Annotated in this window: 15 protein-coding genes; 6 read left to right on the top strand and 9 right to left on the bottom strand. The window is 67.4% G+C overall.

Going from position 1 to position 13,713, the window contains the following annotated elements; translation table 11 throughout:
• The first annotated feature begins 333 nt into the window (after window positions 1-333).
• A complete protein-coding gene (gene ltrA / locus JL101_RS17600) occupies window positions 334-1,581 on the top strand; it encodes a group II intron reverse transcriptase/maturase (RefSeq protein WP_203097188.1) in 1,248 nt (415 codons plus the stop codon).
• Window positions 1,582-1,817: 236 nt separating this feature from the next.
• On the opposite strand, the gene JL101_RS17595 is transcribed toward ltrA, so the two are convergent.
• The 8 genes from JL101_RS17595 to JL101_RS17560 form a co-directional block, all read right to left on the bottom strand.
• Window positions 1,818-2,159, bottom strand: coding sequence for a hypothetical protein (locus JL101_RS17595; RefSeq protein ID WP_203097189.1), 342 nt, complete (start codon window positions 2,157-2,159; stop codon window positions 1,818-1,820).
• 175 nt (window positions 2,160-2,334) lie between these two features.
• Entirely contained in the window at window positions 2,335-2,688 is a 354-nt protein-coding gene (locus JL101_RS17590; RefSeq protein WP_203097190.1) for a hypothetical protein, read from the bottom strand.
• Between the two features lie 63 nt (window positions 2,689-2,751).
• Window positions 2,752-3,576 carry a PRC-barrel domain-containing protein gene (locus JL101_RS17585; RefSeq protein ID WP_203097191.1) on the bottom strand — a complete coding sequence of 275 codons (825 nt, stop codon included), beginning with the start codon at window positions 3,574-3,576 and terminating at the stop codon, window positions 2,752-2,754.
• Between the two features lie 59 nt (window positions 3,577-3,635).
• Window positions 3,636-4,550, bottom strand: a complete 915-nt coding sequence (locus JL101_RS17580; RefSeq protein WP_203097192.1) for a PRC-barrel domain-containing protein — start codon at window positions 4,548-4,550, stop codon at window positions 3,636-3,638.
• 83 nt (window positions 4,551-4,633) lie between these two features.
• Entirely contained in the window at window positions 4,634-5,263 is a 630-nt protein-coding gene (locus JL101_RS17575; protein WP_203097193.1) for a PepSY domain-containing protein, read from the bottom strand.
• A gap of 145 nt (window positions 5,264-5,408) precedes the next feature.
• Window positions 5,409-6,578: a PRC-barrel domain-containing protein gene (locus tag JL101_RS17570; protein WP_203097194.1), complete on the bottom strand. Its 1,170-nt coding sequence runs from the start codon at window positions 6,576-6,578 to the stop codon at window positions 5,409-5,411.
• 61 nt (window positions 6,579-6,639) lie between these two features.
• Entirely contained in the window at window positions 6,640-6,876 is a 237-nt protein-coding gene (locus JL101_RS17565; protein ID WP_203097195.1) for a hypothetical protein, read from the bottom strand.
• Window positions 6,877-6,900: 24 nt separating this feature from the next.
• The gene (locus JL101_RS17560; protein WP_203097196.1) at window positions 6,901-8,445 is read right to left on the bottom strand and encodes a PRC-barrel domain-containing protein; all 1,545 of its coding nucleotides are present in this window, start codon (window positions 8,443-8,445) and stop codon (window positions 6,901-6,903) included.
• 400 nt (window positions 8,446-8,845) lie between these two features.
• On the opposite strand from JL101_RS17560, the gene JL101_RS17555 reads away from it, so the two are divergent.
• The 5 genes from JL101_RS17555 (at window position 8,846) to JL101_RS17535 (ending at window position 13,197) form a co-directional block, all read left to right on the top strand.
• Complete coding sequence (locus JL101_RS17555) at window positions 8,846-9,385, top strand: DUF421 domain-containing protein (RefSeq protein ID WP_203097197.1); 540 nt, start codon at window positions 8,846-8,848, stop codon at window positions 9,383-9,385.
• Between the two features lie 39 nt (window positions 9,386-9,424).
• Window positions 9,425-10,429: a mechanosensitive ion channel family protein gene (locus JL101_RS17550; protein WP_203097198.1), complete on the top strand. Its 1,005-nt coding sequence runs from the start codon at window positions 9,425-9,427 to the stop codon at window positions 10,427-10,429.
• 189 nt (window positions 10,430-10,618) lie between these two features.
• Window positions 10,619-10,978: a hypothetical protein gene (locus JL101_RS17545; RefSeq protein ID WP_203097199.1), complete on the top strand. Its 360-nt coding sequence runs from the start codon at window positions 10,619-10,621 to the stop codon at window positions 10,976-10,978.
• A 112-nt stretch (window positions 10,979-11,090) separates the two neighbouring features.
• Window positions 11,091-12,104: an alpha/beta fold hydrolase gene (locus JL101_RS17540; RefSeq protein WP_203097200.1), complete on the top strand. Its 1,014-nt coding sequence runs from the start codon at window positions 11,091-11,093 to the stop codon at window positions 12,102-12,104.
• Between the two features lie 19 nt (window positions 12,105-12,123).
• Window positions 12,124-13,197: a zinc-binding metallopeptidase family protein gene (locus tag JL101_RS17535; RefSeq protein WP_203097201.1), complete on the top strand. Its 1,074-nt coding sequence runs from the start codon at window positions 12,124-12,126 to the stop codon at window positions 13,195-13,197.
• Between the two features lie 23 nt (window positions 13,198-13,220).
• On the opposite strand, the gene JL101_RS17530 is transcribed toward JL101_RS17535, so the two are convergent.
• Complete coding sequence (locus JL101_RS17530; protein WP_203097202.1) at window positions 13,221-13,712, bottom strand: hypothetical protein; 492 nt, start codon at window positions 13,710-13,712, stop codon at window positions 13,221-13,223.
• Window position 13,713: the final 1 nt, after the last annotated feature.

Raw genomic sequence — 13,713 nt, 5'->3', positions numbered from 1 at the left:
ACCGACCGTCGGCGCTGATGTGACTGGGAAAGCGACCGGCGGGACCACCACGTGGTTGGGGGCGGAATGTCGGGACGGCAAGGCGGAGTAAGCGGAGAGACCTGCCGGCGCGGGTGACGGCGGCAGGAGTCAGAGCCTTCATATTACCGCGATGGCGCGGGACCGCCGGAGGGCGGTCGCCGGCGCCGGAGAGGGCCGGATAGCAAAACCGGCCCGAGGGAAGGGAGGCAGGAAGTGGAACGGGGAAGGACGGGGATGACGCAAGGAACAGTTCCGGGAGTGCCGGTAACGGCTAAACAAGGGACGGAAGCCCAGGCTCGGGATTGGAACTGGGTGGAAGCGTCGATCTGGACCGGCCCCATGGTGTCGGCGCTGGGCAACGGCGTCAAAGGAGGCAAATGGTACAGCCTGATCGACAAAGCGATCCGGCCGGCGACCCTGGAGTGCGCGTGGCGGCGTGTCGCGCGTAACAAGGGGGCGGCGGGCGTGGACGGGCAGAGCATCGCCCGGTTCACGCTCCAGGCGGATCGGTACCTGCGGGAATTGCACGAGGACCTGAACAGCGGCAGCTACCGGCCAAGCCCGGTCCGGCGCGTGGAGATCCCGAAGGGGGACGGCAAAACCCGCCCCCTGGGCATCCCCACGGTCAAGGACCGGATTGTCCAGACGGCTCTCAAGCTGACGATCGAGCCCATCCTCGAAGCCCGGTTCCGGGACGGCAGCTACGGCTTCCGCCCCGGCCGCGGCTGCAAGGATGCCTTGCGCGCGGTCGACCGGGCGCTCAAGGACGGATACGCCTGGGTGGTGGACGCCGACCTGGAACGGTACTTCGACACGATCCCGCGCCGGGACCTCATGGCCCGGCTCGGCGACCTGATCAGCGACGGGCGCGTCCTGGAGTTGATCGACAGCTTCCCCCAGCAGGACATCATGACGGAAACGGCACGATGGACACCGGTCGCGGGAGCTCCGCAAGGGGCGGTGATCTCACCGATCCTGAGCAACTTGTACCTGCACCCGCTGGACGAGCTGATGGAAGCCGAAGGCTACCGCATGATCCGCTACGCGGACGACTTCGTCGTCCTGTGCCGGGACGAGGCGCAGGCCCGCGCGGCCCTGGCCCGGGTGCAAGCCTGGGTGGCCGACAACGGCCTGACGCTCCATCCCGACAAGACGCACGTCGGAGACTGCCGGCAACCCGGCCAGGGCTTCGACTTCCTCGGCTACCGCTTCGAGGCGAGACGCCGATACGTGCGGGACAAGAGCCTGAAGGCGTTCAAGGACAAGATCCGAGCCCGCACCGGCCGCAGCCGGGGCGTCAGCCTGGATCACGTCATCGCGGATCTCAATCCGGTGCTGCGGGGGTGGTTCGGCTACTTCCAACATGCTCGAGCCCGCCTCTTCACGCAACTGGACAAGTTCATCCGCAGACGCCTGAGGGCGATGCTGCGCAAGCAATCCCGACGCCCAGGCTTCGGGAAAAGCTATGCAGACCATCGGCAATGGACCAATGCCTACTTCGCGACCAGGGGACTGTTCACCCTCTCGACAGCCCTCAGGCAAGCGAGACACTCCCGATGAGGAAAGCCACGACTGGAGAGCCGTGTGCGGGAAAACCGCCCGCACGGTTCGGAGGGAGGGGAGGCAAAACCTTCCCTACCCCTATCGAACCGAAGGAGAAAACAGTCGCTATGAATGTTCTCAGTAGTTGATAAGCAAGTACCGTGCCGGACAGCCGAAGAACAAGCGCGGCCATTTCCCTGCTTGTCGTGCCGGCAGTTGGTTATGCCGCAACCGGCGTTTTCCGGCGGCATGCTTCAGTCGGCGTCGACTTCGTAGGCCACGGTACGGTTTTCGTCCTCGATGACCACCCGGTCGATACAGGACGTCGCCGTGGCGTCTCCATAGGTGCAGGTCGCCGACGTCACGACGATGATGGCGATGTCGTCGCAGGCCGTCCGGGAGAATTGCAGATCCATCTCGCGAAGGCTTCCGCTGACGGCCGGGAGCTGTTCGGTCCGAAATCCGCTTGATTCCAATTTTCTGCCGTTCCGGTCACGGGCCTCGACGGCGATGGCCATGTCCGTGGGACCGCCGGTGCGGTCCGACGTGATACGTATGGGAATGCGGCAACCGAACTCGGCCACCGTCCGGTCCATGGCGCCCGGCCTGAGGACGACTTCCGGCTGCCGGCCCATTTGGGCCGCTACGACGGCCGGTATCCCGGTCCACGAAGTCACCAGGAGGACCAGGGCTATGCATGCCCGCCGACTCCGGGCAGTTTTTACTGGCATGGGGTTGCTCTCCTTCTTCGGCGCGTGCCGGTTCCGGGGATCAGTCGTCCCGCTCCAGACCTGGTGCCGGTCCCCGCGGCACCTCACCGATATCGCTCTCGTTCTCCCGCAGGCCCACGCCGGCGCCACGCGGCTGGCCTTCGTCCTCGCCGGCCAGCACCTGCTCGTCCTCGACGGTTCCGATATCGACCTGATCCGACAGTCCGCTGCCTTCCCGCTCGGGGATCACGCCGCGATCCTCGGTCAGGCCGACGGACGGCTCCTCGCCGTCGTCGGAAAGAATCTGTGCCTGCACCGTTCCCGCGCCGATCATGGTCAGTACGGCCGCAAGGCCAGCGATGCGGTGAAACACTTTGCCCATCATCCGCTCCCGTGAATCGAAGTATGTCTTCATGAAGGGCAACGGCGGCCGAACGACAGGTCCGGCCGCCGTTGCTTGCCGGGATCTCCGTTCCGATTACTGGAAGACGCTTCCGTCCATTTCCTCGTATTCGAAGGGCTCGACGTCGGCGACCTCGTCTTCGGCATAGGGAAGCCCGTAATAATCCAGGCCAGGGTCGAAAGCCCCGTATCCATAGCCATAGTATGGATAGGCATAAGGACCCGCGTTGCCGTAACCGACATCCCGCGTCACGGAGACCGCCCTCAGCGTACCGTCGCGGTTGAAGATGAGGTCGTCCACATAGCCGTAGGCTTCGCCGCCCTGGAGCCTGACGTAATCGCCCGTCAGTTCGGTCGCCCGCCACACGCGCGGCCCGGTCGCCGGATCGTCCATGCGTTGGATCCGCGACGCGGCGCCACGGCCGAGCTGTTCCTCATCGCCGAACAGCGAGTACTGGTCGAGGTTCTCCTCGGTCAGGGGCACCTTCACGGACTCCTTGCCGGACGTGAACTGGACCTCGTTCCAGGGAATGTTGACGTGGGTGTCGCCGATATCGAGGAAGCCGCCGATCTCGGCGATGATGCTGAGAACCTTGCCCTCGGGTCCGATCATGATGTTCTCGACATCGCCGATCTCCTCGCCGGACTGGCCGATGACGTTGGCGCCGATCAACTGCTCGGCGCGCCAGCCGGACCGGTAGAGTTCCTCGTATTCCCATTGCCCCAGGTCGATGCGGGTCTGCTCTCCCGCGATCGGGGCCGGTGCCTGTCTGCTGACCGCCGAGCCGGCGTTGTTCCCGGTTCCCTGGGTGGCGGTTCCCTGTGCCAGCGCGGTGCTGGCGGTGAGCGTCAAGGCGGCGATACCCGACGCCACGACGGTCTTCATTCTTTTGCTGTCCATGGTTCCTCCGATATCGAATTGCGTGTCCATGTTTCGCGGCCCGCCACGGGCCGCTGCCGTCATTTGGCCGACGTCAGCTGCTCCGCGGTCCGGTCCACCAGCACCCAGCGGGCGTCCAGGTCCACCGATGCGACGGCGCTCCAGGGAACGTCGTAACGGGCATCGCCGAGACCCGTACCGCCGAGGCCGCCGGCGGAGATCGTAAGCTGCTCGATGGCTCCGCTCGCCTGGTCGACCACCAGCCTCGCCACCTCGCCGAAGTTCCCGGCGTGACCGACCGTGACGGACATGTCCGTGAGCGTGTCGAGGCTTGTCAGCCGGTGCCCGTCCGCTGCCCGGATGACGGCTTCCCGGCTCCCGACCGGCTCGGGCCGACGCTCGATCCGGATGCGGTGGCCGTTCCTGTCGATCGAGCGGATATCCTGCCAGGGGACCCGGTAAGTCTGGTCCGTGAAGTCCAGGAGCCCGGCGCTGGAGACCATGAGCGCCGCGATCCGGCCGGCATCGACGTCGATCAGCACGCCGGAGACCGTTCCGATCGCTCCCTGGTCCCCGACCGCGACCTCCATCTCCTTGAGCTGGTCCGCATAGACGTCATCCGCCTGCAGCGCGCCGCCTCCGCGGGTTCCCAGGGCCGATGACGGCGGCGCCGTGTTGAGCGGGGCCGGTTCGGCACCGGTTTCGGGCAGGCGCTCCACGTCGGGCTCCGCCTCTTCCCCGATCTTGGTCAGCGCATTGGTCGCGGCGGTTCCGCTGCCGCCGGCGATGGCGGGCTGATGCGGGCGGCCCGCCTGCGGAGCGTCGGCATCGGGCGGGGCCCGGTCGCGAAGCAGGTTTCCGGCCGGGCCTTCCGCTTCGCGCCCGGCTCCCATCCGCCCGGTGTCGAGGGGCTCGTCGAGCTTTTCCTCCTGGGCATAGGCCCCTGCCGTCAGGCCGGCGAGCACCGCTCCGACCGTCAAGGACATGCGTATCATCGAAATCTCCCCATCGGTGTCTGCGGAACAGCCGTGCGGATCGGGCAGGGGCCGAAGTCCGGCCGGAAGTGCCGCGGTTTCATCTACCGGGCCGACGCGGTTTTCAGATACCGCTGGATGTCCTCCAGCTTCTCGCGGCAGGCGATGTTGTCGCCATCGGCATAGTTTTCCCAGACCTGCATCATCTTGCGGCGGGCGACCAGCTCCTTGTCCGGAGGCAGCTTGCCGATCCCGTCGGTGATCTGCTGCCAGCCGGCGGGCTGGCAGGTTCCCATGGCGCTGTACTCGGAGGAACCGCCGCCCGAGGATTTCTGCTGCGCCGACCCGGACGAGCCCGATGCGGACGAGGGAGCCGGCATGACGACGGCTGCCGTGATCGGCTCTATACCGATGATCTCGCCGGTGATGGGGTCTATCGTGACGAACACGTTGTCGCCGCGCACGGTCTCGACCTCGGCCACGTAGCTGGCTCCGACCTTGCCGAAATCCACCAGCCTCGCGAAGCCGAGCCCGCCGAACTGATTGAGGAGCGTCGTCTGAAGCAGTTCGAGCTTGCGCTGTTCCGGACCGGATCGTTTCTGGATGTACTGCTCCAGGTTCGTGCGCGTCGCGGGATCGCCTTTCGGCGGGCTGCCCTGCTGCTGGGCCAGGGCCGGCACTGTCGTTGCGATGACCAGTGCGGCGATGCAGGCTGAAGTGCGTTTCAACATCATTCCTACTCCAATGGTCCTTGCTCGGTAGTCCGTTGAAGGCGGGAGCCGGTTCGGGCGGGGGCGGACCCCGGCGATCGCCGGTGATCCGCCCAGCCTCGCGCCGACTGCCCGGTTCTGCGTTCCGTCAAGTCGGTGTCGGGTGTGGTCAGCGCGCCGCCGGAGGTGTGTTGCCCGGCGTCTGGTTGAAGGAGGTCATGCTTTCGTCCATCTCGAAGGAGGGCATGTCCTGGACCTGCTGCTTGGTCAGGCCCGAGATCTGCACGTCCTCCTGCCCCTGGCCCATCTTGAGGCGGGACGCGTCGATGGCGACCTGCTTCTCGCCGATGCCGAGGAACCCGCCGACCGCGACGATCACCCGCTGGGCCTTCCCGGACTGCGGATTGATCAGGACATCCTCGATCTCGCCGAACTCCTCGCCCCCGGTACCGACCAGCTGCTTCCCGATCAGGGTCTCGGCACGGATGCCGTCCGGCGCGTCGGACCGGGGCGGCGGGTCAGCCATCTGCGCCTGCTGCCCTTTCTGCTGCTGGTTGCCGGCCTGCTCGACCTTCACCTGCGGCTTGCCGCCCTGCTGGACATCGACCTGAGCCTCGCCGGTCCGCTTGACGTTGACCTCGGGCTCGCCCGCGCGCTGCACCGTGACCTGGGGCTCGCCCGCGCGTTCGACGTTCACCTGGGGCTTGGCCTGCTCGACCGTCACCTGGGGCTGCGCCTGCTGGACGTTCACCTGCGGCCGCGGCTGCTCCACCGTGACCGTCGGCTGCGGCTGCTGAACGGTGACCTGGGGCCGGTGCTGTTCGACCTGGACCTGCGGGGCAGGCTGCTGCACGACCACCTCGGGCGAGGACTGCTGCACCGCGACCTGCGTTCGGTCGTCGGAACCGGTCGAGGCGGTGGACATCCGTTCGACATCGATGAGGATCAGCGCGATCGCCTCGCGCGCCTCGCGGGCACCTTCGGCGCCTTGCTTGCCCAGCGCCTGTTCGGCGGACTGAATGTTCTTCGTAAGTTGCTGGTTCTGCCCTTGGGGCATCGCCTGACGGATCTGCTGTATCGCTTGGCGGGCCTGCTGGCGGGCCTGCTGCATGGCCTGCTGGCCCGGCTGGCCCTGCTGGTTCATGGCCTGCTGCATCTGCTTCTCGGCATCGCGGAGCTGCTGCAGGGCCTGCCGCATCTGCGGGTTCTGCTGCTGGGCCTGGCCGGCCTGCTGCTGGTTCTGCGGGTTGGGCTGGGGCTGCTGGTTCTGTTGGGCCATCGCCGCCGGGACGGCGATGCCGATGGTCAGAGCCGTCGTCAGCAGGAGCTTGCTTCGCATGGATTGATTCCTTCCTTGTGATATGCCTGTTCGGGTAAGGCTTGGCCTTCGAGCGGAAGCCTTACTGGCCGTCGGACTTGGGAGGCACCGCCTCGATGGCGCGCTCCGTGCTTTCGAGCGTGCTCGGCACGCCGGCCGGCGCTTCCTGGTTGTCTGACGTCGATGCCGGCGGTGAGGTTGTTTCCTGCTCCGCGACCTCGTCCTCGCCGCAGGCGGCGAGCAGGGGCAGCGCCAGGACGGCGGCCAATGCCGGACGTGAGAGGCGGCGCAGCAGATCGCTGGTAAATTGCTTGGTCATGGTGTGCTCCGATCTCCCGTTGCGTCAGCGTGTGCCGCGGCTGACGAGGTTTCCCTCGGCTGCCTCGGTGTCGAAGACCGGAGCCGCCGTGATCTGGGGCGTGTCCATCACGACGAGCACGGTGCCGTCCTGGCTGTTGACCATCACGTTGTCGGCGGGGATCCGGACCTGCTGTCCGCCCATCTCGTCCACCAGGGTGATGATCACGGCGTCGAGTTCCCCGCCGGGCGCCACGAGCAGGTCGGACACCCGCCCGACGTGATCGCCGGAGCGCGCGACGACGTCGCGGCCGATGAAGGCCTGCAGCCGTGCCGAGCCTTCGTCCAGAGCCTCGCGTTCGGCCATCTGGACATCGGCCGTCCCCTGCCGCTCCACTCTCACCCGCGGCTCGGCCTGCTGGACGCGGACCTGCGGCTGGGCCTGCTCGACCTGGACCTCGGGCTGGGCCATGTTGACGTCCACGTCGGGTCGCGGCTGCTGGACCTGCACCTGGGGATCGGGCATCCGCAGGGTCACTTCCGGCTCGGCCCGGTCCACCTGGACCTGCGGACGGGGCACCTGGACGTTGACGTCCGGCCGCGCCTGGTCGACGTTGACCTGGGGACGCGGCTGGTTGACCGCCACCCGCGGCTCCGGCACCCGCACGTCGACCTCCGGGGCCGCCTGGCTCACGTCGACCTGCGGTGCGAACCGCTCCACCCGGACCTGGGGCTGGGCCTGCTGCACCTGGATCTCGGGCTCCGGCATCCGCACGGCGACCTGCGGCCGGGGCTGGTCGACATTGATGTCGGGGCGGGGCACCTGGACGGAGACCTGCGGCTTGGGCTGGTCCACGTTCACGTTGGGATCGCCCATGTCGATCGAAACCTCGGGGCGGCGCTGGTTGACGATCACCTCGGGTTCGAACAGGCGCACGATGATCTCGGGCGGCTGCTGGCGGACCGTGATCCGCGGCGCAGGCTGCTCCAGCGTGACAGTCGGCGGCTCCTGGCGCACGATGACCTGCGGCGCCTGCTGCTCGATGCCCACCTGCGACGGCCTCTGCTGCACCTCGACCTGGGGTGCGGGCTGCTGGACGGCGACACGCGGCTGGGCCGCCTGGACCAGGACCTGCATCCGGGCCTGCTCGGCGCCGCGTCGGACCTGTTCATCGGCGCGCGCGGCGGCGGTGCGGCTCTCCTGCTCCCCGGCCTCGCCGCGCCGGCGGATCGCGGCGAGGGAGGCGTCGACCTGGTTCCTGGCTTCCTGGAAGGCCTGGCTGGCCTGGGTGTTCTGCTGCACCCGCGGCAGTTCCGCCACCGCGACCAGCGCTCCACTCATGGTCTCCAGCGCCTGCTGGACACGGTCGCGGGCCTGCTGGATGCCTTGCTCGCCGCCCTGGTTCCGGGCGCGTTCGAGATCCTGGTAGGCCTGCCGCAACTCGCCCTGGGCCTGGCGCAGCCGCTGCTGGGGGGCCTGGTCCCGGGCCTGCTGCCCCTGACCGGCCTGTCCTTGGTTCTGCTGGGCCCAGGCCGCAGGGCTCGTCATGACGAGCAGCGTAGCGGCAGTGGCCAGTATTTGAGATCTCATGTGGCTCTCCTGCAGAAAAGGCAATAATTCCACATCGCGAGATCGGCCTGATGATTGCCTCACCGGGTCAAAGATCGCGTTTAGTGTCTTTTTGTAAGCATCAGCATTACTGCCGGTGCGAAAGCTGGATTCTATTGCTTTGACTACGGCAACAGACTTTGCGGGAAAGTGTGATGTCAGGAAATTCCTGACTCCCGCAAGGTTTTTCCTGTCAGGCTACAATTCGCTCCGCCAACACATCTTTGCAGATGCACCCAGTCTTGCCCTTGATGCCGGATTCAGCGGGAAAACCAGCGGCGTGAGAGCTTTTTCGGCCGACGTTGTTGCACTGGGAGCGTCGCCGCGTCGGTCATATCCGACCGATACTGAAGCCGGAATTCGAAACGCTTAAGGAAAGCTCATGTTTTTTGACGATTGGACAGGCCTGCTGCGGACCCTCCTGGTCGGCGTGCTGGCCTATATCGCGATCATAATCCTGTTGCGCGTCACCGGAAAACGCACCTTGTCCAAGATGAACGCGTTCGACCTGATCGTGACGGTGGCCCTGGGCTCGACGCTGGCGACGATCCTGCTGTCCCAGAGCGTGGCCCTGGCGGAAGGTATTCTCGGCTTCGCTCTCCTGATCTTCCTCCAGATGATCGTCGCCTGGGCGTCGGCCCGCTGGCAGGGGGTCCGGGACCTCGTCAAGGCCGAGCCGACGATGCTTCTGCACAAGGGAAACATGCTCGACAAGGCCCTGCTCGATGCGCGGGTGGCGCCCGAGGAGGTGATGGCGGCCGTGCGCTCCAGCGGGTTCGCGAGCCTGGAGCAGGTCGAGGCGGTCGTCCTGGAAACCGATGGAAGCTTCAGCGTCGTCGGCCCGTCTTCCGACGGCTCGACCTCCGCCCTGGCCAACGTCCCCAAGCCGGGCCCGGCGGCGCGTTCGTCCGATGCCGCGTGACGGCATCGATCACTCCTGAACTACACCGCAGGGACAACCGTGCAGGATACCGATCTGCAAGCCGCCGTGGACGCGGAAATCTCGACGGCCTGGGCGACCATCGACCAGATGATCGACTGGTCGATCTCCTTCCTGCCCAAGCTCGCCATCGGCGTCGTCGTCTTCATCCTGTTCTGGCTGATCGGCAAGGGCGTGCGCATGGCCGCGCGGCGGGGAACCGCCGGGGGAGCCGGACGCAATGTCGGCCTGGTGCTCGGCCGGCTGGCCCAGTGGGGACTGACGCTGCTCGGATTGCTGGTCGCGGTGACCATAATGTTTCCCTCGGTCCGGCCGGTCGACCTGTTCTCGCTGCTGGGCATCAGCAGCGTGGCCATCGGCTTCGCGTTCAAGGACATCCTCCAGAACTTCCTGGCCGGCATCCTGATCCTGCTGCGCCAGCCGTTCCGCCTGGGAGACCAGATCGTGTTCAAGGATTTCGAGGGTACGGTCGAGGAGATCGAGACCCGCACCACCATCATCAAGACCTATGACGGCAGGCGCGCCTATGTCCCGAACGGCGAGATCTTCACCAACGCCGTCATCGTCAACACCGCCTACGGCATCCGGCGCAGCCAGTGCGATATCGGGATCGGGTACGGGGACGATTCGCGCCAGGCCGCCGCCGCGATCGTCGAGACCCTGCGGACCGTCAAGGGCGTCCTGCGGGACCCGCCGCCGGAGGCCATCGCCGTGGCGCTGGCCGATTCCAGCGTCAACATCCGTGCCATGTGGTGGACCGACGCGCGCCAGCACGAGGTGCTGCGGGTCCAGCACGACGTGATCATGGCGATCAAGGACAGGATGGGCGAAAGCGGCATCGATCTTCCGTTTCCCACCAGCGTGGTCCTGTTCCACGACCAGACCGAGGAGACCGACGGCGACCGGACCCGCCAGCGGGAGGGCTGGCCGTCCGGCCCGAAGCCCCCGGCGCCCAGGACCATCGCGGGCACCCTGGCGCGGCAGCCGGCTGCGGACGGAAAGGCGGACGGAAAGGATGCGGGCTGACATGGCGATCCCTACCTTCACGGCCGTCGCCGTCTTCGGCCGCCTGACGGCGTCGGCGGACTGCCGGGAAACGAACCCGCGGCAGCACTGTTGACCGCCTGAAGAGGGCTGTTCCCGCTGTTGTACGGCCAGACCCGGACCCGGGAGGGCTTCGCCCGACGGGACACGAAAGACAGGAGTGCCGACATTTTGAATGCGATACCGATCATCGTGGGATCAGCCCTGCTGGTCCTGGCCGCCGTTCCGGCCGGCGCCCAGGGAGCCAAGGAGATGCTGACGAACGACCCCGGCGTCGTGCGGAGCCTCGAACCCAACCCCGCTCCCCAGGGTACGCGCTCGCCTGACACGATCGACGAGACGGACGAGGAGAGCGGGCTTCAGGGCGCCCTCGAGCGCCTGAAGGAGGATCCGGTCGACGTCCAGGGGAACGACGTGGAAAACCGGAGCCGCGGCAGCAGCCAGCCGCCGCAACCGCCGGAATCCGCCGAAAGCATAGAGGATCGCGCCAAGGTACCGGATGCGAACCAGCCCGGGGAGCAGGCCAGGTAACCGATCCTCGCCGCATCGGGAGAGCGGATTCACGCCGACCGCGGCGTCCGCGTGATCCAGCCGCTTCGCCGGTTCCCAGATCATCAACGCCCTGACCGATGCAGGAGGAAACATGCCCGATCGCCAGATCCAATCCGCTGGGCGGAGCGGCACGCATTTCGTTCTCGGAGCGATCGCCGCCGTGGCCGCATTCGAACTCGGAAGGGCTCTGCTCCGCACGCCGCGTCCGGCCGGCTACCGAAGGGAAGTCGATGCCGCCGCTCCCGAACTGACCCGCAGCGCGATGGTGGACGGGGTCCTGATGCGTTGGGAGGAGCACGGCGGTCCCGAGGCCGATGGTGTTCCGGTGGTGATGGTCCACGGCATCCCGACCAACCCCCGAATCTGGCGCTACGTCGTTCCCCGGCTGACGGGCGTCGGGGTGCGCTGTCTCGCCTGCGAGCTGGTCGGGTTCGGCTGGTCGCTCGGCGAAGGGTTGGGCCGCGACATCTCCATCCCGCGGCAGGCCGACTATCTCCGTTCCTGGCTCCGGCACCTGGGCATCCGGCGGGCGGTGTTCGTCGGCCATGACGTCGGCGGCGGGGTCCTCCAGGCTCTCCTGACCACCCATCCGGAACTCTTCGCGGGCCTGGTTCTGGCGGATTCCGTCGCCTACGACAACTGGCCGGTTCCGATGGTCAGGACGGCGCAGCGGATGCGGGGTCTCGTCGCCCGGTTGCCGCCGGCCCTGATCAGGCCGGTCTTGCTGGCGGCGGTCAACAACCTGGGCCACGACGATTCCGATCGCCGGAGGATATCCGAGGAGCTGGTCTGGGAACCCTACGCGCGATCGGTCGGTCCCGCCGGCCTGGCCAACCAGCTCGCCCAGATGTCGGCCTACGATACCTTGCGGATCGGAAGCCGGCTGCGGCGGCTCGACGTTCCGGCCCGTGTCGTCTGGGGCGGGAGGGATCCGCTCGGGGAATGGTCCGGCGCTCTGCTCGCGGACACCCTCGGGGCGCGCCTGCGGCGGATACCCGGGGCGAGGCACTTCACGCCCGAAGACCATCCGGATGTCCTCGCGGAGGAGATCCGAGGGGTCCTGCTGGAGGTGGCCGAACCTTCGCCGATGCCGGCCGACGGATAGACGAACATAAGGAAACGTGATGTCCACCGAAGACGATCTCTCGCTCCTGACGGAACTCCTGCTGGCCCGGGGCCCCGGCGGCCAGGAGCAGGAAGTGCGGGCGATTTGCCGGCGCGAGCTCGAGCGGACCTGCGACACGGTCTGGATCGACGCCGCCGACAACGTGATCGGCATCGTGCGCGCCGGATCGGTCCCGCGCGCCGAGGCGGAACGGCGCGCGGTCCGCATCATGGCGCACCAGGACGAGATCGCGATGGTGGTCAAGCGCGTCGAACCCGACGGAAGCCTGCGGGTGGTGGCGCTGGGCGGGGCCCATCCGGTGAACTTCGGCATGTGTCCCCTGGACATCATGGGCGAGCGGGAAGTCGTCCCCGGCGTGCTGTCGTTCGGCACCATGCACGGCACATCCGAGTCCGGCCAGGCTGCGGACGTGTTGAGCGGAAACGTGCGGTGGCCGGACGTCCATGTGACCACGCGCCGCTCGAAGGAGGAACTCGGCAAGCTGGGCGTGCGGGCCGGGACGAGAGTCGTGCTCAGCAGGCACTGGCGCCGGCCGTTCCTGGTCAACGACTGCGTCGCGGCCCACTTCCTCGACGATCGCGCGCCGATCGTGGCGACCCTCGGGGCGGCGGCCCTGACGGCGTCGCGCCGCGACGCGCTGCGCCGAGACGCTCTGTTCGTCTTCACGACGAAGGAGGAGGAAACCAATGCCGGCGCCCAGTACGCCGCCAGGACCTTGCCGGGCGATGTCTGCGTCGCCGTGGAAGTCGGCCCCATCGCGGCCGAATACGATACCACGCTGAGCGCCGATCCGATCGTGCTGATGGGCGACGAGAAGGGCTTCTACACCAAGTCGGTGTCGGACGGGCTGCTGCATGCCGCCGACCGCTGCGGGCTCCACCCGCAGCCGGCGCTGATGCCGGGATTCGCATCCGACGCCAGCGCCGTCCTCAGTTCGGGATCGTCGGCGCGCGCCGGCTGCATCGCGATACCGACCGAGAGCACCCACGGGTATGAAGTCGTGCTGCGTGACGGCATGAACGCCTGCGCGCGGACGATCTCCGAATACCTGACCGGGGAGCCGGTGGACTGAGGCAGGAACCTGTCCCGCCTCCGTCAGGCGTTCAGCGCCCGCAGCAGGAAGTCGTCGATCGCGGCCGACACCGTTTCGGGCGACAGTTCCTCCAGGCGGCCGAGCGTCACCTCGGTGGTCTTGACCGGGGTTTCGAAGTTGCGGGAGACCAGGGCGGTGCCGTCCTCCGCGACATGGAAGGTCATGTAGGCGCGGGGCGCCATCGGGTGGGCGGAGATCGAGCTGAACCGGACGAAGGCGCGCGGCATCTGGTGCGGCGGATCGATGTCCTCCTCCAGCCACAGCGCGCCGACATGCTCGACGATCGAGCGCTTCGCGTTCACGGCGGGAAGCAGCACCTCCTTGTGGAACGTGCGGATCCTGCGCAGCATGTCGACATGGGTGCCGTGCACCGGGCTGCGGGAAAGATCCTCCTCGGCCTGCCGGCGGCCGGCCTGGAGATGCTCCAGGGCCCTGTCCACGGCCTCCCTCAGGCGGGTCTCCCTCACGCGGGCATCGTCGCCGGATGATGTCATG

It is taken from the genome of Skermanella rosea, from assembly GCF_016806835.2.
Taxonomy (GTDB): domain Bacteria; phylum Pseudomonadota; class Alphaproteobacteria; order Azospirillales; family Azospirillaceae; genus Skermanella; species Skermanella rosea.
The sequence above is the reverse complement of the archived record's forward strand: the minus strand, read 5'-3'. Positions and strand labels throughout refer to the sequence as shown.